We start from the raw sequence: 23,104 nt of genomic DNA, 5'->3' as shown, positions 1-23,104 counted from the left end.
GCCCCCTCGTTTTCTTTAAGCTTAGGCACGTAATGAATAGAAAGCGAAAAAATTTGATCCAAGTCACTAAATTTTAAGTGCAAAGTAACTTAAATGTCATTATTCGACAAAAAACAGAGCTAAATAACCCTGAACATTGAGTGTTCTTTGCGACAGTCTCAACGGTTACAATCAGGTATTCCTGTCAAATCATAGACACAAAAAAAGCGAGCCTAGGCTCGCTTTTTAAATTGTGCATCTTTAAACAATCACCTTTTAACAGGTATTTGCTCTATTTCTTGATCATATCCAGCATGATAGCAACAGATTCATCAAGATAAGCATCCGGGGCTTCGTAGTCTTTAGGGATATCATCCAACGTTTTAAATGCCTCTAGCTTAGCGGCTTTTTGACGTTGATTGATACGCTCTAGACGAAGCTCATCCCCATCATCACTCTCTTGTTGACGTACTTTTTCGTTCAAAGAAAGGGCGTTATCATCTTTATCAGCCTTATATTTTTCAATATCTTGCGCGATAAAGCCAAACTCCATGTCTGTCGCAATACGAGCTTGGTGTTTAGCGGTTAAAGCAGCAACCTGCTCATCGTTACGCTGTAACACTGAATAGTTAGCTTTATCTATGCTATCCCAAGGCAGAGCATTATCTTCAACACTTTCACCAGTATCTGCTGGATCAATTGCCGTTGGGTAAGCAATATCAGGCACTACACCTTTGTTTTGCGTACTTCCGCCATTGATTCGGTAGAATTTCTGGATGGTGTATTGAACGTAGCCTAACTCTTTATCGAACAAATCATAAATATGATTCAAAGAGCGGTGTTGTTGCACCGTTCCTTTACCGAAAGAGTTTTCACCAAGGATGATTGCTCGACCATAATCTTGCATCGCTGCTGCAAAGATTTCAGATGCTGAAGCACTGTAGCGATTCACCAATACCGTTAATGGACCTTGGTAACTAATTTCGCCATCAGTATCACTGTTCACTTTTACACGACCGTAACTATCACGAACTTGAACAACGGGCCCCTCTTTGATAAACAAACCAGAGAGTTCGGTTGCTTCCGTTAGTGCACCACCACCGTTGTTTCGCAGATCAACAATGATACCTTCGACACCTTGCTCTTTAAGTTCGGTGATCAGTTTATCAGTATCTTTAGAAAGGCCAACATAGAAGCTTGGTACTTCTAGTACGCCAATCTTCTTGCCATCTTTCTCGATAACTTCTGATTTAACAGCGCGGTCTTCTAAGCGAATCTTATCGCGTACAATTGTGACAACGTGACTTTTTGCATCTTTACTATCTGGCAAGATCTGTAGCTTAACTTTAGTCCCTTTCGGTCCTTTAATTAATTGCACTACATCGTCTAAACGCCAGCCGATAACATCAACAATATCTTCGCCATCTTGGCCGACACCAACAATACGGTCACCATCACTCAATTGTTTGCTGTTTGACGCAGGGCCACCAGCAACGAGAGATCGGATAACGGTGTAGTCGTCTGTCATTTGAAGTACAGCACCAATGCCTTCTAGAGATAGATTCATCTCAGACTGGAATTGCTCTGCATTTCTTGGAGAAAGGTAACTGGTATGAGGGTCAACTTCTCGCGCGAATGCGTTCATGTAGATCTGGAAAGCATCTTCGTTGTGCGATTGCGTAATACGCTTCATCGCATTGTTGTAACGCTTTTCCAAAACTTCTTGAATCTCTGGCCACTCTTTACCTGTAAGTTTTAGATTCAACGCATCATATTTAACGCGTTTTCTCCAAAGCTCATTTACTTCAGCGATATCTTTTGGCCATTCCGCTTCGCTACGATTGAGCTCAATACTTTCATCAGTATCAAACTTAATCTCAGTATCTAGTAAAGACAGCGCATATTGGAAACGTTCAAAACGCTTCTGCATGGACAAATTATAAACATCAAATGCAATTTGGTTATTACCGGCTTTCAGTTGATCATCAATTTGTTTAGATGAAGTAGCGAAAGAATCAATATCAGCTTGAGTGAAGATATTACGGTTATAATCCAACATCTCTAAATAACGATTAAAGATAGCTTGGGAGAAATCATCGTTGAGATTGAAGTGTTTATAGTGGGAACGAGTAAATCGAGAAGTAACACGTTTACTAGCAGTTTCGTGTTGAACCTCAGGAGCGAGTAGAGGTAAATCGTCCTGATTTAATTTGGCTTCAAGAGCCTGAGCTGAAGCTGCTAGCAAAAAGCCAGCAGCAATCAGTGTCAATTTTGAACGGCATTTCATGCGTAGGAGTATCTCCTTTAAGCGCGCAAGTGCTCCGCTTTAACAACCATTTGTAGGCCGTTTGCTAACTGAACACGCACATCTTCCTTATTGATTTCAACAATGGTCGCAGCCATGTTTCCTGTACCCATGTTCACATTTACTTCTTTACCAGTGATAAATTCATCGGCGTTCAAAGCGCGTGTTTCTACAGGCTTTTCTACTTTCGGTGCTTTAGGCGCTTGACGACGAGGCTGTTGAGCTTTCTTCGCTTTAGCTTTAGCTTTGCCTTCGTCACGAGCTTTCTGTGCTTGTTCTTTACGACGAGCCTGAACTTTCGCTTTGCTTTCTGCAAGTGTCGCTTTAGCGTGCTCAACGTGCTCTTCTTCTAGTGTGCCACATACGTTGCCGTCTAGGTCAACACGTTCTGCGCCAGCTTTTACGCCGTGCAGGTAACGCCATGATGATGTGTACTGTCTTAACGCTGCACGAAGCTGAGTCTTACTTACTTTTTCGTCTTCATTTAGACGTTCAGCAAGATCTTGAAAAATACCAATTTTAAGTGGTTTCGCTTCACCTTCTAGAGTAAAGCATTTAGGGAAACATTCAGCAACATATGCGATAACTTCTTTGCTGTTTTTTAACTTTTCAGTGTTTTCCATGTGGGTTCCTGGTTTTTGCGGTTTTCCGCGAGCATTAAGAAAATATTTTTACGTATTATAGAGAGATGCTTGGGAAAAACCACAGTAAGAGAATAATTTATGCCTTGTTCGCGTGCGAATTAAGCAGCTTTTCCACTTCTGCCATGAAAAATGTTAATCCGTCCTCGTCAATTTGAGAAAAACGGCCAACATTTGGGCTATCGATATCAAGAACGCCCGCAATTTTCCCGTCAATCGAAAATGGTATAACGATTTCTGAGTTACTTGCAGCGTCACAAGCGATGTGTCCTTCGAATTCATGAACATCATGAATACGCTGAACTGTATTCGTCGCGACCGCAGTTCCACACACACCACGCCCTACCGGAATTCGAACACAAGCCGGTTGACCTTGGAATGGGCCAAGCACAAGTTCGTCTTTTTCCTTAGCTTGGTCCTGCTTCATTAAATAGAAACCAGCCCAATTTAATTCATCCAACTCCATGAATAATAATGAGCTGATATTAGCTAGATTAGCAGTTAGATCGGGTTCTGATTCAATTAATGCAACGGCTTGTTTGGTTAAGCGTTGGTAATGTTCTATTTTCATATTAACTTCCAATTAAATTGAGACTTCCATTATCAAGAGAACGCAGTAAAATGCGGCCATCAAACTAAATAGGACTTATTCTCATTACAATGACCAATTCAGAAGACACTATTAGCCGTTCTTGGTTAATAACTCAAGTAAAAAAACACAAGTCCAAATTACTGTTTGCTAACATTATTGCCATACTTGCAACTCTCATTAGTGTCCCTATCCCGTTGCTCATGCCATTAATGGTTGATGAAGTATTACTTGATAAGCCGGCTTCTGGCTTAGAGATGATGAACCATCTACTTCCAACATCGTTGCAGACGCCAACTGGCTATATTGCACTGACTTTGCTGTTAGTCATAATCATGCGTACTGTTAGCCAAGCGTTGAACATTCTACAAGGGCGTCAATTCACGCTTGTCTCAAAAACAATTACCTATCAAATGCGCAGCAAGATGATAGATAAGCTTGGCCGCATTAGTATTAGACAATACGAGACCAAAGGCAGCGGCGGTATTAATGCTCACCTGATAACAGACATAGAGACGATAGATAAGTTCATTGGCTCGACCCTTTCTAAATTTATCATCAGCTTCCTGACCGTGTTCGGTACCGCTATCGTGTTGCTATGGTTAGAGTGGCGTTTAGGACTGTTCATTTTACTGGTCAATCCTGTTGTGATTTATTTCTCCCGTAAACTAGGTAGCAGAGTTAAACACCTTAAAAAGTATGAGAACCAATCTTTCGAGCGCTTTCAAAACCGTTTAGTGGAAACCTTAGACGGTATTTACCAACTGCGTGCGGCAAACAAGGAACGTATCTTTCTCGATGAACTTAAGGTTCAAGCAAACCAAGTGAGAGTCGATGCAGACAAATACGCTTGGCAATCAGAAGCTGCTGGCCGTGTTTCGTTTCTGCTGTTCTTATTAGGTTTCGAGCTTTTCCGTGCCGTCGCGATGCTAATGGTGTTATTCAGTGACTTAACGATTGGTCAGATTTTCGCGGTATTTGGTTACTTGTGGTTTATGTTAGGCCCGGTACAAGAGCTGTTAGGGATTCAATTCTCTTGGTATAGCGCAAAAGCAGCACTTCAGCGCATCAACGACCTTCTTCAGTTAGAAGAAGAGAAGCGCCCTATCAGTAAAGTGAACCCATTTAATGAAGATCAAGAAGTGACAGTCGACATTGAAGACGTTACATTCTCTTACACATTAGAAAACACTGTTTTAAATAGGCTGTCGCTGCACATTCCAGCAGGTAAGAAAGTCGCTTTGGTGGGTGCGAGTGGTGGTGGTAAATCTACGTTAATCCAGTTACTGATTGGGGTTTATCAAGCGGATTCTGGATGCATTCGTTATAACGGTGAAACCACCGACGACATCAGCTTCGATGTAATACGCAGTCAAATTGCCGTTGTTTTACAACAACCTATACTTTTTAACGATACATTAAGGCATAATCTGACGCTTGGTGCTGAATACGATGAAATGTCGTTGTGGCGTGCACTTGAAGTCTCTCAAATGCAAGATGTCATCAAGCAACTGAGTAATGGCTTAGATACACAAATTGGTAGGAATGGCGTTCGACTGTCTGGCGGGCAACGACAACGCTTAGCGATAGCCCGAATGGTGCTGAGCAATCCTAAGTTTGTTATTCTAGATGAAGCGACATCAGCACTCGATACAGCAACAGAGTCAGCACTGCATAAAGCGCTGAGCGAGTTTTTGAAAGATCGCACAACTTTGATAGTGGCTCATCGATTATCAGCGGTGAAACAGGCCGATCTAATCTATGTTTTAGAAGATGGGCAAGTTACACAGACAGGAACACATGGTGAATTGGTTGAACAACAAGGATTATATCAAACACTCTATGGCAGTGTGCAATCGCACGCCTGATGTTTATTGTTCTAGAGATTTAAATCAGTGTTGTTCTAGGCATTTAAATCAGGTTAAAAGTCTGATTAGTGTTTCAACTTGGGAGGTCGCGTGACCTCCCCATCCGTAACCAACTCTTTATCAACTAAGCAGCAGTTATCGACTCAGCACCAGTGCGACAGTAGCTCTGTACGTCTTTGTCAGGGCTGCGAACTTCCCGTTGATAAAATGGAAATCCCTTTGGGGAAATCCGCTTACTGCCCAAGATGCGGTACTCAGCTTTATAGAGGCGGCACCCCTAGCCTGTCTGGAAACCTTGCAATCGCTATTACCTGCTTATTGCTGTTTATCCCCTCACACTTTTTTGAATTCATCAGTATTCGCCTGATTGGTGTCATGATACCTGCGACATTACCATCTGGCGTATTTACTTTGATGGGTGAAGGCTTCCCTCTACTTGGCTTGTTGATCTTATTCTGCAGTTCGATCGCCCCGTTACTTGTTTGTACCTCGGTACTCATCACCCATTTATCCTTGCGCTTTAAGATTTTCACACCATTTCGTTATGCATTAGCTATCATTCAGACACTTAAGCACTGGATGATGTTGGATGTATTTCTGGTGAGCGTGGCAATCTCGTGCTTCAAATTACAAGATTACTCAGATATTTTCGTCGGCCCTGGTTTAGTTGGTCTGATTCTACTGCAGCTTTTCAGTGTGTTACTGGTAAGTCGGATCAGTGTGCGTCGCTACTGGGAAGCTTGGGCTCAAGAGTCTCACTACTCTTTTGATAAAAGTAAGAACGTACACTGTCATAACTGTCACCTGTCTCAGCCTGACGGACACACTTGCGTGCGTTGTCACCATGACTTATATCATCGCAAACCCTACTCTGTACAAAAGACATGGGCTCTACTTTTTGCCGCCTCAGTGGCTATCGTGCCGGCCAACGTTATTCCAATTTCTATCGTGATAACAAACGGACAAAGATTAGAAGACACCATCATCTCCGGTGTCGCTTCGCTAATTAATAGCGACATGTATGGCATCGCAGCAATCATTTTTATTGCCAGTATCGTCGTGCCTGTCGCGAAAATACTTGGTCTAACGTATATCTTAATTTGTATCAAAATGAAGCGTGCGGTTTACCATAGACAACGTATGACCATCTATTTCATTGTGAAATGGGTGGGGAAGTGGTCGGTAATGGATCTGTTCGTTATTTCGATCATGATGACCTTGGTCGATCGTGGACAAATTTTAAACTTTACACCAGGTTATGGTGCAGTCGCTTTTGGCGTCGTGGTTGTTCTCACGATGCTAGCGGCGGAAAGCTTAGATCCTAGGCTAATTTGGGATAACTACACCTCTAAAGATGAGTCAGTGAATGAACAACGATAACCAATCACAAACGTCATATTCACCAGAAGTCAGGAAAAACAAAGGTATTTCCCCTTTGTGGATCCTGCCGATACTAACCGTCGCATTAGCGGGTTGGTTGGTCATGAAATCGATACACGATGCAGGACAACGTGTGCAGATATATTTCTCAGATGCCGCAGGTTTAGTCGCAGGTCGAACGACAATTCGCTACCAAGGCTTAGAGGTAGGTATGGTGCGCGACATTACCTTGTCCAAAGATTTATCGAGCATCTATGTCGATGCTGACATCTACCCAGAAGCGAAAAAGCTACTCTCAAAAGGCACGCGTTTCTGGCTCGTAAAACCAACAGCAAGTTTATCTGGTATCTCAGGGCTAGATGCGCTTGTTTCAGGTAACTATATTGCTATCCATCCTAGCGAAACCAAGCAAGAACCAGAAACCGTTTTCCAGGCCTTAGAATCATCCCCTTCTGACTTATTGGCTTCGGAAGGCCTGAATATTTCATTGACGACCAAAGACCTGGGGGGTGTGTCTGTTGGCTCTCAGATCGTTTATCGTAAAATTCCAATTGGTGAGGTTTACAACTATCAGCTAAACGACAACGCAAAATCCGTGACGATTCAAGCGGCGATTAAAGATGAATACAGCCACATCATTACCGACCAAAGCCGTTTTTGGAATGTCAGTGGCTTAGGTGCCAGTATCGGATTTTCTGGTGTCGACGTACGCTTAGAAAGCCTCAGTGCTCTGCTTGGCGGTTCAATTGCGGTCGACTCTCCGGGAGAAGGTCAACCCGTAGAGATGAACACCAAATTCAAACTGTACCCAGATTTGAAAACAGCCGGTCGTGGTATCTCGATCAAGATAGCCGTACCCGACGACAACAAGATCAGTGCAACGGGCGCTCCGATCATGTATCGAGGCATCGAAATCGGTCAAATCACTGACCTATCTTTAAGCGAAGGGCGTGAAAACGTCGTGGCATCGGCTGCAATCCAACCGGCATTCAGTGACTTTTTAAATAGCGGCAGTCAATTCGTTTTAGAGGAAGCTGAACTATCACTTACTGGAATGAAAAATATTGCCAACTTAGTCACGGGCAACTTTCTAACCTTGGTTCCAGGTGAGGGTGAAAAAGCGCGTCGATTTACTGCAATTCGCAAAAATGAGTTCAGTCAGGAACAAGAAAAATCCGTTGCGATTCGCTTAACGTCGAACAATTCATTCGGGTTAGATGTCGGTACACAGCTACTCTACAAAGGCATTGCTGTTGGCTCTATCATCCAAGTAGGTTTAGTCGATGGTGTAGGTACTGGCTCTGATAAGCACGAAGTGTTTTTGGATGCGCTTGTCGATAACGAATATGCTCACCTAATCAAAAGCCATAACCGTTTCTTTGTGACAGGCAGTGCGACTGCAGAGCTAACCGAATCTGGCTTAAGTGTAACAGTTCCACCGGCAAAACAACTTCTTACTGGCTCAATTAGCTTTGTTAGCGAAGGTCAGTCGAAAGCACGAACTGACTATCAGCTTTTCCAAAGCAAATCGTTAGCAGAAATCGCCAAGTTTAATCAGTCTGGCTCAAAGACGCTTTCGTTGTTTGCGAGCGAGCTACCTTCAATTTCTAAAGGAAGCCCACTACTCTACCGCAACCTACAAGTGGGTAGCATTTCTGATTTTCAGCTTGTCGATGGTGGCGTGAGAATCAAAGTCACGATCGAAAATCGTTACACACACTTACTCAATGAACATACTGTTTTCTGGAACCGCTCAGGCGTTGAGATTGATGCGTCGCTATCGGGTATCAGTATTAAAGCAGCCCCCGTTAAAACGCTTATTCAAGGCGGTATTGCTTTTGACTCTCTTCCGGGAATAGACAACAAACTCGGTGATGTATGGAAACTTTATAAAGATTCGAAATCCGCGCGAAAATTTGGTCGCGCGATTACGATTACCTCTTCTGGCGATCAAGAAGTCAGCAAAGGCATGGCGATCAAATATCAAGGCGTCACCGTCGGTGAGGTTACCTTGGTGATTCCTAACTTCAATAAAGGCGGTATTGAAATTACTGCGCGTATTTTACCTGAGTACGTAGACAAGATTGCCGTTGCGAAGAGTCACTTCTGGTTGGCAGAACCAGAAATCGGCCTTAATGGCATCAAAAACGTCTCTGCACTGCTCTCTAAGCACATTAACGTAGACCCGGGCAATGGTGAAAGAAATACGAAATTTAAGCTTAGCAAGGGGCCAGTACAGCCTGAAGGCAAGATATTCCAGCTACAAAGCGAAACGCGAGGCTCGGTATCAGAGGGCACACCGATCCTATTCCGAGAACTAGAAATCGGTAGTGTTATCGATGTTCAACTTGGCGAGTTTGCTGATCGAATCATCTCTACGATTCAAATCGAACCTGACTACGCGTATCTGATCCGCGCAAACACTGTGTTCTGGAACGTGTCGGGGGTCGATGTCTCTATCGGTCTCTCTGGTGCAAACATCAAAGCCGGAACGGTAGACAGTTTATTAAGGGGCGGAATTACCTTCTCAACGCCACCGACGAGTGAACTTCAGCCTGTGGCAAGCGAAGATCAGTCTTTCTATCTCTATCCTAAAGCCGAAGATGAGTGGAAATCATGGAGAACCGCAATTCCTCGCCCATAGAGTGAATCCTCAGAAGCTCCATGCAAATTAATACCGCTTGACGAAGAATAATTCATCATCAAAATGCAGCCATTCGGCTGCATTTTTGTTGTTTACTATAAATATGGTTTAGGACGGCCTCATTTTGCTTTAAACTCCCCCGCATTAATGCAATAAATCGAGACACTCTTTTGCACGCTAACGTATATATTCCTGAAGAATTCCTAACGCACATCGAAGCAATCATGCCTAGTCATCTAGATATGGCTTCTTTTGTCGCGTCATGCCAAAAACCACTTCGTAAAAGTATTCGAGTCAACACATTGAAAATCAGTGTTGAGGACTTCTTAGTACGAGCAAAAGAGAAAGGCTGGGAACTGGAACCTGTACCTTGGTGCGAAACGGGGTTTTGGATTACAGCGGATGAAAGTGAAGCGCCACTAGGTAATACGGCAGAACACATGTCTGGCCTTTTCTATATCCAAGAAGCCAGTTCTATGATGCCACCGTCAGCACTTTTCCAAGGTGAGGCAGACTACCAAGCCGTATTAGACACTGCGGCTGCACCCGGTTCTAAAACAACGCAAATCGCAGCGCTAATGAATAATCGCGGCGTATTGGTTGCCAATGAGTACGCAGCAAGCCGCGTGAAAGTTCTTCATGCCAACATCGAACGTTGTGGCGTTCGTAATGCCGCACTCAGTAACTTTGATGGTCGAGTTTTCGGTGGGTGGTTACCAGAACAGTTTGATGCTGTTCTGCTAGACGCGCCCTGCTCTGGTGAAGGTACGATTCGCAAAGACGCTGATGCGATGAAGAACTGGACGTATCAATCTGTAGTCGATATTGCTGACACTCAAAAAGATCTGATCGAAAGTGCTTTTCATGCTCTCAAACCTAACGGCGTGCTGGTTTACTCAACCTGTACGTTAAGCACGGAAGAGAACCAACAAGTATGTCATCACCTAAAAGAGACCTTTGGTGATGCGGTTGAGTTCGAGTCTTTGGAAAACTTATTCGACAATGCTAAAGCAACCACGACAGAAGAGGGCTTTCTACACATTTTCCCACAAGTGTATGATTCAGAAGGTTTCTTCGTTGCACGCATCCGTAAACTAGCGTCTGTGACACCACCAGAAGTGAAAAAACGTCTGGGCAAATTCCCATTTGAAAAAGCGTCAAAGAAAGCTCAACAAGAAGTCGCTGAACAACTGCTGGGCGCACTCGATATCGAACTACCAAGTGATACTCAAGTTTGGATTCGTGACAAAGACGTTTGGCTATTCCCGGAAGCGCTAGAACCTATGATCGGTGAGTTCCGTTTCTCTCGCATGGGCATCAAGATCGCTGAAACCCATAAAAAAGGTTACCGCTGGCAGCACCAAGTCGCGACAACGCTCGCAACAGGCAATGAAGCCAACATTGTAGACCTTAGCATTGAAGATGCTCGTGAATGGTTCATGGGACGCGATGTTCGCCCTGAAGGCTTGTCAGGCAAAGGTGAAGTACTAGTGAAGTACAATGGTGCAATCATCGGCCTTGGTAAGTGGGTTGGCAACCGAGTGAAGAACGGTTTACCACGCGAACTCGTGCGCGATAAGAACCTATTCTAAATAGCTTTCGGGCTTAACGGCTTAACGGCTTAACGGCTTAACGGCTTAACGGCTTAAAGAATCGCACAAACAAAAAGCCCAAACAATGTTAATTGTTTGGGCTTTTTGTATTCTACCAGTCATGTAACTCAATGTGCGAGCGCTTGTAAATCAACGACTAATTATACAAACATCAATTCAAGTCACTATTTCAAATAAGAAAAATCGCACTTTAGGGAATCTAAACTAGACTTCAACCTAATAGTCAAAAGATTGAAACGATTAGCGTAGGCTCTTTGGAGCCCTTTCCCCTAAGCCCAAACAGGAAGGTTTGGGCTTTTTTTTGACCGAAAGGATCGCTTATTTAACTAAGCTGATACCTTCTTTGTCGATAGTGATCTTGCCAGATTTGTACAAACCACCAATTGTCTTCTTGAACGTACCTTTACTTGTTCTGAATGCAGAGAAAATAGCTTCAGGAGAAGACTTATCATTCAAAGGCAGGTAACCGCCCTTCTTCTCAAGAAGATCCAGAACCTTAGTGCTTAGGTCATCCATCTTAGCGACACCAATTTTCTGAAGAGACAAATCGATCTTACCGTCTTCTTCACGAACGTTTTTAATGTAGCCTTTTAGTGTCTTACCAATAAACAGCTTACCGATGATGTCTGATGGGAAAATCATACCCCAGTGTTCACCGTTCACGATCGCTTTGTAACCAAGTTGGCTGCGCTCGGCGATAATGAGATCAACTTGTTCATTTTGCTTATAAGTCGCAGGCGTGTTGTCTAACCATTTGTTGAACTTCGTTGTACCAACGATACGGCTCGATGCTTTATCGATATACACATATACTAAGATTGACTGGCCTTCGTTTAAACGGCCGCGCTGCTCGCTGAAAGGAACAAGAAGGTCCTTACCTTTCACGCCCCAGCTCATGAATGCACCAGTGCTGTTAACACCTTCAACCGTCATCAAGCCAAACTGCCCTACTTGAGCGATTGGTTTTTCAGTTGTGGCAGCGATCTGGTTGTCAGAATCAATGTATAAAAAAACATCTAGCTTTTGACCAATTTCAACACCTTCAGGAGTAAATCGTTTCGGCAGCAACACCGTTCCATAGTCGCTCGCGTCAAGGAATACACCGAAGTCTGCTTGTTTTACTACTTCTAGGTTGTTTATTTGACCAATATTAATCATCAAGATTGTCTCTACTTTAAATTTGGCGGTGATTATACGTGATCTCTGATATGCTTTCGCTAGTTTCATTCATATTTTTATATTCTAGGAGACATCGTTGATCACCGTTGATAAACAAGATGCGATAACACTTAAAATTAACCATGCGATGGCGAAGAGCAAAAAGCTCGATATGGACGTTTATCTATTCATTCCCGGTGAACTCGGACTAACTCCGGAAGTACTTTCTGAAAGTGCCTTCTTCTACAGTTCAATTACTCAAAAGCGCGCTTACTACAGTGATAAGACACTATTACCATTGGTACACAGCCGCTTGGCAAAACGCGGACGCTTATCGACGACACAGTATCGTGTGAGTTTGAGTTTGTTCGCCTATCAATACGTGATTGCTTTAGATAAAGCCGTGAGCAGCTTGAACAAGACAGATAGTGACGACGTAACGGCTGATGACGTCGATGAAGTCATCGAACTGGCTTTGGATATCCTCAAGAAGCTTCGTCGTAGTATTCCTTATGAAGAAAACCTAAAGCGCTATTATGCCAATATTGATAATTACCTTTCTTGGTACACGGAGCAAAAGTTCTTATCTTTGGTATCACATATGCCACGTGGCAGTGAATACTCGACGATAAAAGAGCGACTCTTGACGCTTTGTGAAAAAGAGACCGCCCATCGAAAACTTAATCGCTATAACTCAGCGAAGGTACGAGAAGACGTAACACGTTTGAGCAACAAGATGCGACTGTTGCGACGTTTGATCGAACACCCTATCGTCCTAAAAGAAAAGACGACATCAATGGGTAAGAACGTGAAGAGAGCCGTTAAAGGCATCGCCACAGGCTTGGTCATGGTGGTAGTTACCACAACCGTTATATTAGCTCGCGACTTTCTAGGAGAGATTACTGCATCTTTCATCGTATCGATGTCATTCATTTACGCTTTGCGTGAAATCTTCAAAGATGATTTAAGAGACATACTGTGGCGCTGGCTGCGTAAAGGCAAACCCAAGTGGAAGCGTCGCTACTTTGATCCAACAACCAATAAATCTGTCGGCCATAAGCTTGAATGGTTGGACTACGCGAATTTTTCTAAGTTAGCAGACCGTATTCAATCAATACGCAAGAAACGTGTTGTTCAACGTGAAGAGCAAATTTTGCACTATCGTTCGCATACAGAAATGTCGACATCGACATTCATGAGTGGTTACGAAGAGACTCGTGAAACGGTATCGATCAGCCTCAGAGCACTGACACGCTTAATGGACAAGGGTTCAAATAACGTATATCGAATGAATGAAGGGCAAGTAAACCGAGAATCAGTAGAAAAACGCCACCTGCTCAACCTGATCATTAAAGAGAACAATCACGATGATGAGCCTACCTATTACCGCTGGAAAATAGTCATGAACCGTTCAAAAATCGTTGATATCGAGCAAATCACTCAAGAATCATAACGTTGTTAGGATGTGCGGTACGGTATGTGGGTATTCAATTCACATACCGCTCCTCCACTTGTTCAACGACTTCTGTCGAACTATGATCTTCAGATTCAGCCCAACCTTACACTTCCGAGCTATGATCTAGCTGGGACTTTCTTAATCGAAAGTGTTAGCGTGAATTCCGCCATTGGTTCGTCGCCATGCAAAGACGGGCAGGTCGCTATGATGGTCACTGGTTGATTCACACGCTCGCCAGTAGACATGGTTTCTGCCAACATAGTGTTGATCAGCTCACCATCGTTACAAGTGAAGTGTACGTCACCTTCTGGACGCTTCAAGAAATTACCTGTCACCTCTTTAAATGCCAAAGAAATCTTTTCGCCCTGCTGCTGAGATTTACTCATAGCAAGGAAACCACCTGCTACGTCAGCTCCCACAGCTAACACACCAAAATACATACTATTGAGGTGGTTCTTAGTTCGCCTTTTGAGAGGAATTTTCACTTCAACATGTTGATTATCCAGCGCGAGCAGTTTTGGTCGACATAGCCAGATCAGAGGTACTTTGAAAAAGCCAAACATGCTCAAGTAGAAATTTGCTTTTTGTAGAGGGGTCAGCATTCGGATTACCTAGTCAAATAAGTCATCAGACCAGTTAATCGATTAGCGATGTACATGTCAAAAAAATGTTACAAAAAAGAGATATCATCGCATAATGATATCTCCATTTTTCTCTAAGCTTTAGTGACTTAGATAAACTCAAACAGCAAGTTGATTTATCTAAACAATAAGCTGGTTTATGCAGTGATGACTGTTTCTACACCTTCGAGATCCGCAATGAACCCTTGTAAGCGCGGGTAGTCCACTAAGCCTTGAGTCACAAGCAGGACGGGCTTCTTTGCGTTCAGCGTTGCTTTAACAATCATACTCAACAAGGTAATAACCGCCTCGTTTTGAGGATCAAAAGCGTGTTGCTGAGCTTCATTGTGCTTGTCTACACCTAAAGTGAAAGACGCTAAGCTATCAACGTTCACCACAACACCATCGAAGTAATGAAGTAACCTTTCGCTTAGTAGCACAGCAGACGGCACATCGCACGAGAACAGAACTTTCAAGCCATTAAGCCCGCGTGGTAAGCCTTGCTCTGCAAGCAAATCAATAATCTTAGCGGCATCGCTTAATGCTCGTACATACGGTACAACCACTTCAACGTTATTACCCTGCTCTCGCAGCACTTTAATAACCTGACACTCTAAAGCGAAAGCCTTGCTGTACTCGGCTGTCGCATAACGCGCAACCCCACGAACACCTAGTGCCGGGTTTATCTCTTCGGCTTCACAGCTACCACCAAGTAGCGAACGGAAGCCATAGCTATCAGCACTACTTAACGCAATACGAACAGTGGCGTGGTTTGGCTGAACGGCTGCTTGAATGGCAATAACCAAGGTCGAAACAAAATGCTCATCGACTGTTTTATCGCCAAGGATCGCATCTAAAGAGGTTTTTTCGATATCAGTCAGTGTTTCTAAATGACTTTCAATACTTGGATGATAGAAGACACGATCCATGACCAATTCAGATAATGAAACGTATAAATGGTTGGAATTATTATTATCGTTGTAAGAAGGCAGCACATCACCTAAGACAAGTTCTGGGTGCAAAGTGCTTTGATTTTCTTGAGTCATTGCTGCTCCAGCATTTTTATGTTGTGTTCAAACGAAAATACCGATAGCTGCCTGTTAATACAAGTGAAAATCCCCCATTTGACGTTGGCCTGCTGATAAAAATGAGAATATTAGCAATAACAGAGATAACTTTGACTTAAGAGAGTTTATTCCTCTGTTCAATTCCGTTATCTTAACCACTTCGCAATAGAATAAAAAAGCTATCACATGCCATTAAAAACTGATGAGTTGAGAACCCAAGCTCTGGGTCCTATGCCAACTCCTGCCGAACTAGGCAATGCACACCCTATTACTGACGACGTTGCTGAGCGCATTAAGAATTCTCGCCGCCAAATCGAAGATATCCTAACGGGTCGTGATAATCGCCTATTAGTTATCGTTGGTCCTTGCTCTGTTCACGATACAGATGCGGCACTTGATTACGCTGAACGTCTAAGCCAGATTCAAGATCAATACAAAGACGAACTGTTCGTTGTAATGAGAACCTACTTCGAGAAGCCTCGTACTGTTGTAGGTTGGAAGGGTTTGATTACCGATCCGAACCTCGATGGTTCATACGCACTTGAAACAGGCTTGAATAAAGCACGTAAGCTATTGCTAGATATCAACAAGCTTGGCCTAGCTACCGCGACTGAATTCCTTGATATGATCACCGGCCAGTACATTGCAGACCTTATCACTTGGGGCGCAATTGGTGCTCGCACGACTGAATCTCAGATTCACCGTGAAATGGCTTCTGCACTGTCTTGCCCAGTTGGCTTCAAAAACGCGACTAACGGCAACATCAAAATTGCCATTGATGCGATTCGTGCTGCGCATGCTTCACACTACTTCTACTCGCCAGATAAGAACGGCCGCATGACGGTTTACCGTACTTCTGGTAACCCATACGGTCACGTAATTCTACGTGGTGGCGATAAAGGCCCTAACTTCGATGCTGAATCTGTAGATAACGCATGTAAGCAACTGGCTGAATTCGATCTACCTCAACGTTTGGTTGTAGACTTTAGCCACGCTAACTGTCAGAAACAGCACCGTAAACAGTTAGAAGTTGCACAAGACATTTGTGAGCAAATCAAATCTAACAAGAATCAAATTGCAGGCATCATGGCGGAAAGCTTCATTGTTGAAGGTAACCAACCAATGACAGATATCAACAACCTAGAATACGGCAAGTCTATTACTGACCCATGCCTAAGCTGGGAAGATACTGCAACAATGCTAGATATGCTTGCAACAGCAATTAAAGATAGAAACTTAGCTTAAGGAAACAACACAATGCCATCATTTGACATTATCTCTGAAGTAGAAGCAGTAGAACTGCGTAACGCGGTAGACAACGCAAACCGTGAACTATCGACTCGTTTCGATTTTCGCGGCGTTGAAGCAAGCTTTGATTACAAAGATGAATCTGTAAAATTGACTGCTCAAGACGATTTTCAACTGAAGCAAATGCGCGATATCCTTCGTAGTAACCTAACAAAACGTAATGTTGATCCTAACGCGATGGAAGCGAAAGCAGCAGACCAAACAGGTCGCACTTGGCACCAAACGGTTATCTTTAAGCAAGGTATCGAAACGGATGTTGCTAAGAAGATCGTTAAGCTAATCAAAGACAACAAAGTTAAAGTTCAAGCTTCTATCCAAGGCGACAAAGTTCGTGTAACGGGTAAAAAGCGTGATGACCTACAAGCTGTTATGGCTCTAGTTCGCAGCGGTGAACTTGGTCAACCTTTCCAGTTTGACAACTTCCGCGACTAATTTTCGAGTTTGAGCGACTGCTTATTGTGGTTGCTCATTCATCAGCACAATGTCGTGTTTAAAATCACAAAAAGCCACTTCTTTTAGGAAGTGGCTTTTTATTTATCGGTCAGTCTTATTCAGGGTCTCTAGCCGATTTGCAAACAACTAAAAAGCGCTCACTTCAACTAAAATCTATCAACTACCACTCACCTGAGCACTTTTGCAGCAGACAGTTTCAGGTCTTTACCTACCAATAGATTAAACTCTACGCTTGCTGGTGGAATAAACACACACACTCGTAATTTCTCAGCTCTGGCTTGCTCAAGCTTGGTTGATAGCTCTCCGCTATTAACATAGCTCTCTCTTTCTGCATCTCGACGGCATAAGTCTATAAATTCGAATGGACAATCGATTGGTGAAAGTACTAGCTCTGCCTCTTGCATCAGACGTAAAGCCTTCATAGAAAGTAGCTCAACATCTTCTTCAAATTCGATCCAAGTGACCTGCCCTTCACTATCAACTTGCTCAGTCAACGACTGTTGATAGTACGATTCAAGTTGATCCCTATCCGTCACTTGATTAATAAAACTGGACGACAAAAAGCGCTCCCAGAATTTTCGGCGTTCATCAACAGTAGGAAAGGACTCTTTAATTGAATTGCGTTTTGATGCACCGAAGTCCGCTATCAAACCTATGTTCTGTGGCAATACAGTTTCGAGTTTTTCTCTAATATTTCTCACCAAAACAGGTGATGCTCCCCCACTTGAGATCGCTATTTGGATTCGTCCGCGATTTATCATTGAGGGTGTGATGAAGTCACAATAGGGTAAGTCATCGACCACATTGACAAGAATACCCATTTTTTTTGCATCATTATGTACTTGATGATTTAGGTTTGGGTTATCTGTAGTTGCCCACACTTGTAAGTAGTTTTTCGAGATAAGCTGTGACGAGTAAAAATTTTGAACCCAACGAAGTTTGTCTTCATCGGCTAGCTCTTTTAAGTAAGGTGCGACCTTAGGAGAAACCAAAGTTACATTAGCACCCGCTCGCAGCAAACTGTCGACTTTTCGGCAAGCAACCTCGCCCCCACCAACCACTAGAATTGGCTTATTCTCTACATCCAAAAACATTGGGAAATAACGCATGTTCTTCCTTGAGACTACTTCAATAACTATTCAGACATGCTACCAAATTTGGAGCATATTCATAACTATCCAAGCGTAATAAAAATATTTATTGACCAAATTTCCACCTTTCTTAAGGCTAATGCGCCACCAATACGACTTTAATTCAGAATATTTACCTAGCCCACCATCAATATAAAAACCTAAATCTCGTTGCACCAACAGTGTGAACCGTTGCACTATTTACATTCAGTTAACATTTGGTCATTCTAATTGTGTTCGGATTTGTGATTTCATTCAAAATTCTTTTTAAATTATACATTTGTGAAACTACGGATCCTTTCCTAACCTTATAAACAGTTGTTTAAATCGCACACGGTTTCATTTGCAAAATGCAACTCGCTTAATTTGAGCAACAAGGTCATAGACAACGCAACACACAAGAGACACTCAAACGAGTATGAGTATCAGGTGTCACCTGGTTAACAAGGAAGGATACAAATGACAAATAAACTAACACTTCTTGCTTCAGTAGTAGCTGCATCAACTGCGATGATGGCAACATCAGCATCAGCGGCAGAAAGCACTCTGGACAAAGTCACATCTCAAGGTTTTCTAACTTGTGGTGTAAGTACAGGTCTTCCAGGGTTCTCTAACCCTAACTCAAAAGGTGAATGGGAAGGAATTGATGTTGAGTATTGTCAAGCTCTTGCAGCGGCTGTACTCGGTGACAAGACTAAAGTTAAGTATGTACCGCTAACAGCAAAAGAGCGTTTTACCGCGCTTCAATCTGGTGAAATAGACGTACTATCTCGTAACACAACATGGACGCTACATCGTGACACTGCTCTAGGTTTGAACTTCGTAGGCGTTAACTACTACGATGGTCAAGGCTTCATGGTTAAGAAAGAACTTGGACTAACAAGTGCTCAAGAACTAGATGGCGCTTCAGTGTGTGTTCAATCAGGTACAACGACTGAACTTAACCTAGCCGATTACTTCCGTAACAGTGGCATGTCTTACAAGCCAGTGGTATTTGATACGGCAGCACAAACATCAAAAGGTTTCGACGCGGGTCGTTGTGATGTTCTTACAACTGACCAATCTGGTCTATATGCACTTCGCCTGAATCTAGCTGATCCTAAATCTGCACAGGTACTTCCTGAAATCATCTCTAAAGAGCCACTTGGCCCTGTTGTTCGTCAAGATGATGACAAGTGGTTCAACGTAGCTAAATGGACCCTTTCTGCAATGATTAACGCAGAAGAATACGGCATCTCTTCTAAGAATGCTGACGAAATGCTTAAGTCAAAAGATCCAAACATCAAGCGTATTCTTGGTGTTGACGGTCCTAAAGGTAAAGGCCTTGGCATTCGTGACGATTGGGGTTACCAAGTCATTAAACAAGTTGGTAACTACGGTGAGAGCTTCGAACGTACTGTTGGTACAGGTTCACCACTACAGATCTCTCGTGGCGTAAACGCACTATGGAATGCGGGCGGCTTTATGTACGCTCCACCAATCCGTTAATAAATTTACAAGCATCAATTAGGGCGGACTTTTCCGCCCTATTTATTAAATGGATTTGAGGTTATAGCAGTATGAAACCTAATGAAACTATTTCTCCAACTCAAGAAAAACCACAGCCCAAAAGTGCCAACCTTTTTTACAACCCCACTTTTCGCTCAATTGTTTTCCAAATTCTCGCCGTCGCGGCGCTTTGTGCTTTCTTTTACACGATTGTAAATAATGCACTCACAAACTTAGACTCCCGTGGTATCGCCACTGGTTTTGATTTTCTCTCCCAAGAAGCTGGTTTTGGTATCGGCTTAACACTGATTGAATACGACGAAACATTCTCATACGGTCGTACATTCTTTATCGGTCTTCTCAATACAGCTTTAGTTTCAGTATTAGGCATCATGTTAGCCACAGTACTGGGCTTTAGTATGGGTATCGCTAGGCTATCTTCAAACTGGCTAGTTAGCCGATTTGCAGCTGTCTACATTGAGATATTCCGAAATATCCCTCTTCTTCTACAAATATTTTTTTGGTATTTCGCCGTTCTACAAGCATTGCCTTCCGCTCGTCAGAGTATGAGCCTTGGTGAAGCTATTTTCTTGAATGTACGTGGTTTGTACTTCCCAGCTCCAGTGTTAGAACAAGGCAGTAGCATTGTCATCGCATCATTGATTGTCGGTATCATCGCTACTTTTGTTATCAACATCTGGGCTAATAACAAACAAAAGCTAACCGGCCAACAAACACCAATGTTGCGAATTGCTGCAGCGCTGATTGTGGGCTTACCATTAGTCACTTACTTTGTTATGGGTATGCCTATCTCTGCGGAGTACCCTGTTCTGAAAGGGTTTAACTTCAAAGGTGGTATCAGCATCATTCCTGAATTGGCTGCATTGATGCTCGCTTTAAGTATCTACACAGCGGCATTCATCGCCGAGATTGTGCGTTCAGGTATTAACGCGGTAAACCATGGGCAAACAGAGGCTGCTATGTCTCTAGGGCTCCCGCGAACAAGAACTCTTAAGCTAGTCATTATTCCGCAAGCATTAAGAATTATTATCCCACCACTAACCAGTCAGTATTTAAACCTGACCAAAAACTCATCACTTGCGATGGCCATTGGTTATCCCGATCTTGTCTCTGTCTTTGCAGGAACAACATTGAACCAAACTGGACAAGCTATCGAAGTAATCGCGATGACAATGGGCGTCTACTTAACCCTAAGCCTATTAACATCTGCTCTAATGAACATATACAACCGCAAAGTAGCGTTGGTGGAGAGATAAGATGAGTACACATCAATTTCAACCTGATCTTCCGCCTCCAGCGAATACTGTTGGACCTGTCGGTTGGTTAAGAAAAAATCTATTTAATGGACCAATTAACAGTGTCGTCACTGTGGTGCTTGCTTACTTTGCTTTCACTTTATTATGGGCAATAGCTGATTGGGCATTCTTGAGCGCTGATTGGATAGGAACTACACGCGATGCCTGTACTAGCGAAGGCGCTTGTTGGGTTTTCATTAGCGTCCGTTGGGACCAATTCATGTACGGCTTCTACCCAGAAGCGGAACTGTGGCGTCCTCGCTTTTTCTACGCAACATTAGCTATTTTTGTTGCTTTGTTAGCTTACGAAAAAACACCTAAGCGTACGTGGATTTGGTTATTCTTCGTAAACATCTACCCGTTTATCATTGCAGGCTTACTATACGGTGGTGTATTTGGTCTAGAGGTTGTTGATACCCATAAATGGGGCGGCCTACTGGTTACACTAATCATCGCACTTGTTGGTATCGTTGTATCACTGCCTATCGGTGTCGCACTGGCGCTAGGGCGTCGTTCAGAGATGCCAATCATCCGCAGTATGTGTACCGTTTACATCGAAATCTGGCGTGGTGTACCACTGATTACGGTTCTATTCATGGCCTCGGTAATGCTTCCGCTCTTTTTATCAGAGGGGACGGAGACCGATAAACTGATACGTGCGCTTGTTGGGGTAGTACTGTTTAGTGCTGCTTATATGGCGGAAGTAATCCGTGGTGGTTTGCAAGCAATACCAAAAGGTCAATACGAAGCCGCTGACGCTCTAGGGTTGAGCTATTGGAAAAAAACGGGGCTTATCATTCTGCCTCAAGCTCTTAAAATCACGATTCCTTCAATTGTGAATACCTTTATTGGTTTGTTCAAAGATACCAGTCTAGTTTTGATTATCGGTATGTTTGATGTACTAGGGATTGGCCAAGCCGCGAATACCGACCCTGAGTGGCTTGGGTATTCAACAGAAAGTTATGTATTTGTCGCGTTAGTGTTCTGGGTGTTTTGTTTTGGCATGTCGAGATACTCGATTTGGCTGGAAAACAGACTTCACACCGGTCACAAACGATAATTAACAAGATCAAGGACGTATTATGACGCAGCAAACAGAAAACAACTCTCAAGGTCTTATGATCGAGTTAAAAGACATGAACAAATGGTACGGCGAATTCCACGTACTTAAAAACATCAATCTAGAGGTTAAGAAAGGCGAAAAAATCGTTATCTGTGGCCCTTCTGGCTCAGGAAAATCAACGATGATCCGTTGTATCAACCGGTTGGAAGAACACCAAAAGGGTCATATCTTCGTTTCAGGTAATGAATTGACGGAAGACCTAAAAAACATTGAAGCCGTGCGCCGAGATGTTGGTATGTGTTTTCAACACTTCAACTTGTTTCCACATCTGACGGTATTAGAGAACTGTACTCTAGCCCCTATTTGGGTCAAAAAGATGCCTAAAGAGGAAGCCGAAGCCATCGCGATGAAATTCCTTGAGCGTGTAAAAATCCCTGAACAAGCGGATAAATTCCCAGGCCAACTGTCAGGTGGACAACAGCAACGTGTGGCAATCGCTCGTTCTTTGTGTATGAACCCTCAGGTTATGCTATTTGATGAACCAACATCGGCACTAGACCCAGAAATGGTTCGTGAAGTATTAGACGTAATGGTCGAATTGGCCGAAGAAGGGATGACAATGTTGTGTGTAACGCACGAGATGGGCTTTGCTAAAGAGGTCGCAGATCGCGTTATCTTTATGGATGCCGGTGAAATCATAGAAGAGAACAACCCGGTCGACTTCTTTGAAAACCCACAATCGGATAGGACGCAGAACTTCTTGAGCCAAATCTTGCACCATTAATATGTTATGATGCATAAACTACAGAGGCGGCTTAGGTCGCCTCTTTATTTTTCGATGTTCTTTTTATTTTTCGATGTTATCGTTCGTTTTCCAAAGGTTATAAATCATTAGCCAGTAACTATAAAAGTTTGAACATCGAGTGTTAGCGACACTTTATCGTCATTAGAAATACTTTGTTACACCTTCAGAAACACTTAACCGACTATTTTGATTATTATTTTAGGTATACAAGAGGAATGAAA

The 23,104-nt window shown here is 43.1% G+C and carries 18 protein-coding genes; 11 read left to right on the top strand and 7 right to left on the bottom strand.

Annotation, left to right across the window (positions count from 1 at the left end; translation table 11 throughout):
• Positions 1 to 271 precede the first annotated feature (271 nt).
• From prc to OCV30_RS07095, 3 genes are all read right to left on the bottom strand, one after another.
• Complete coding sequence (gene prc / locus OCV30_RS07105) at positions 272 to 2,266, bottom strand: carboxy terminal-processing peptidase (RefSeq protein ID WP_065678352.1); 1,995 nt, start codon at positions 2,264 to 2,266, stop codon at positions 272 to 274.
• Positions 2,267 to 2,283: 17 nt separating this feature from the next.
• Positions 2,284 to 2,907 (bottom strand): RNA chaperone ProQ, encoded by a 624-nt coding sequence (gene proQ, locus OCV30_RS07100; RefSeq protein ID WP_009846654.1) that lies wholly within the window; start codon positions 2,905 to 2,907, stop codon positions 2,284 to 2,286.
• Between the two features lie 97 nt (positions 2,908 to 3,004).
• Positions 3,005 to 3,496 (bottom strand): GAF domain-containing protein, encoded by a 492-nt coding sequence (locus tag OCV30_RS07095; RefSeq protein ID WP_012603880.1) that lies wholly within the window; start codon positions 3,494 to 3,496, stop codon positions 3,005 to 3,007.
• A gap of 89 nt (positions 3,497 to 3,585) precedes the next feature.
• Between OCV30_RS07095 and OCV30_RS07090 the strand changes: the two genes are divergently transcribed.
• The 4 genes from OCV30_RS07090 to rsmF all read left to right on the top strand — a co-directional run bounded on the left by OCV30_RS07090 (position 3,586) and on the right by rsmF (position 10,998).
• Positions 3,586 to 5,382 (top strand): ABC transporter ATP-binding protein, encoded by a 1,797-nt coding sequence (locus tag OCV30_RS07090; RefSeq protein ID WP_065678351.1) that lies wholly within the window; start codon positions 3,586 to 3,588, stop codon positions 5,380 to 5,382.
• Positions 5,383 to 5,460: 78 nt separating this feature from the next.
• Entirely contained in the window at positions 5,461 to 6,762 is a 1,302-nt protein-coding gene (locus OCV30_RS07085) for a paraquat-inducible protein A (RefSeq protein WP_065678350.1), read from the top strand.
• Complete coding sequence (locus OCV30_RS07080; protein WP_065678349.1) at positions 6,749 to 9,406, top strand: MlaD family protein; 2,658 nt, start codon at positions 6,749 to 6,751, stop codon at positions 9,404 to 9,406. Before OCV30_RS07085 ends, OCV30_RS07080 begins: the two co-directional genes overlap by 14 nt.
• Positions 9,407 to 9,576: 170 nt before the next feature.
• Positions 9,577 to 10,998 (top strand): 16S rRNA (cytosine(1407)-C(5))-methyltransferase RsmF, encoded by a 1,422-nt coding sequence (gene rsmF / locus OCV30_RS07075; protein ID WP_065678348.1) that lies wholly within the window; start codon positions 9,577 to 9,579, stop codon positions 10,996 to 10,998.
• Positions 10,999 to 11,337: 339 nt separating this feature from the next.
• On the opposite strand, the gene OCV30_RS07070 is transcribed toward rsmF, so the two are convergent.
• Positions 11,338 to 12,246, bottom strand: coding sequence for a CvfB family protein (locus OCV30_RS07070; RefSeq protein WP_009846647.1), 909 nt, complete (start codon positions 12,244 to 12,246; stop codon positions 11,338 to 11,340).
• Between the two features lie 28 nt (positions 12,247 to 12,274).
• Between OCV30_RS07070 and OCV30_RS07065 the strand changes: the two genes are divergently transcribed.
• A complete protein-coding gene (locus tag OCV30_RS07065; RefSeq protein ID WP_065678347.1) occupies positions 12,275 to 13,630 on the top strand; it encodes a hypothetical protein in 1,356 nt (451 codons plus the stop codon).
• Positions 13,631 to 13,749: 119 nt separating this feature from the next.
• Here OCV30_RS07065 and OCV30_RS07060 read toward each other — a convergent pair whose 3' ends face one another.
• On the bottom strand, positions 13,750 to 14,235 hold the full coding sequence (locus OCV30_RS07060) for a PaaI family thioesterase (RefSeq protein WP_017101198.1): 486 nt from the start codon (positions 14,233 to 14,235) through the stop codon (positions 13,750 to 13,752).
• Positions 14,236 to 14,411: 176 nt separating this feature from the next.
• Positions 14,412 to 15,299 (bottom strand): putative PEP-binding protein, encoded by an 888-nt coding sequence (locus OCV30_RS07055; protein ID WP_065678346.1) that lies wholly within the window; start codon positions 15,297 to 15,299, stop codon positions 14,412 to 14,414.
• Between the two features lie 207 nt (positions 15,300 to 15,506).
• On the opposite strand from OCV30_RS07055, the gene OCV30_RS07050 reads away from it, so the two are divergent.
• Positions 15,507 to 16,565, top strand: a complete 1,059-nt coding sequence (locus OCV30_RS07050) for a 3-deoxy-7-phosphoheptulonate synthase (RefSeq protein ID WP_009846643.1) — start codon at positions 15,507 to 15,509, stop codon at positions 16,563 to 16,565.
• 12 nt (positions 16,566 to 16,577) lie between these two features.
• Positions 16,578 to 17,060 carry a YajQ family cyclic di-GMP-binding protein gene (locus OCV30_RS07045; protein ID WP_004733632.1) on the top strand — a complete coding sequence of 161 codons (483 nt, stop codon included), beginning with the start codon at positions 16,578 to 16,580 and terminating at the stop codon, positions 17,058 to 17,060.
• A 188-nt stretch (positions 17,061 to 17,248) separates the two neighbouring features.
• Here the strand turns inward: OCV30_RS07045 and OCV30_RS07040 are convergent, their stop codons facing one another.
• A complete protein-coding gene (locus OCV30_RS07040) occupies positions 17,249 to 18,190 on the bottom strand; it encodes a precorrin-2 dehydrogenase/sirohydrochlorin ferrochelatase family protein (RefSeq protein ID WP_009846642.1) in 942 nt (313 codons plus the stop codon).
• 480 nt (positions 18,191 to 18,670) lie between these two features.
• Between OCV30_RS07040 and OCV30_RS07035 the strand changes: the two genes are divergently transcribed.
• The 4 genes from OCV30_RS07035 (at position 18,671) to OCV30_RS07020 (ending at position 22,862) form a co-directional block, all read left to right on the top strand.
• Positions 18,671 to 19,699, top strand: a complete 1,029-nt coding sequence (locus tag OCV30_RS07035) for an amino acid ABC transporter substrate-binding protein (RefSeq protein ID WP_004733634.1) — start codon at positions 18,671 to 18,673, stop codon at positions 19,697 to 19,699.
• 71 nt (positions 19,700 to 19,770) lie between these two features.
• On the top strand, positions 19,771 to 20,976 hold the full coding sequence (locus OCV30_RS07030; RefSeq protein ID WP_009846641.1) for an amino acid ABC transporter permease: 1,206 nt from the start codon (positions 19,771 to 19,773) through the stop codon (positions 20,974 to 20,976).
• Between the two features lies 1 nt (position 20,977).
• Positions 20,978 to 22,075 (top strand): amino acid ABC transporter permease, encoded by a 1,098-nt coding sequence (locus tag OCV30_RS07025; RefSeq protein WP_065678345.1) that lies wholly within the window; start codon positions 20,978 to 20,980, stop codon positions 22,073 to 22,075.
• A 22-nt stretch (positions 22,076 to 22,097) separates the two neighbouring features.
• Positions 22,098 to 22,862: an amino acid ABC transporter ATP-binding protein gene (locus OCV30_RS07020; protein WP_009846639.1), complete on the top strand. Its 765-nt coding sequence runs from the start codon at positions 22,098 to 22,100 to the stop codon at positions 22,860 to 22,862.
• Positions 22,863 to 23,104: the final 242 nt, after the last annotated feature.

It is taken from the genome of Vibrio atlanticus, assembly GCF_024347315.1.
Lineage (GTDB): Bacteria > Pseudomonadota > Gammaproteobacteria > Enterobacterales > Vibrionaceae > Vibrio > Vibrio atlanticus.
This window is presented reverse-complemented; position numbering and strand designations above follow the sequence as displayed.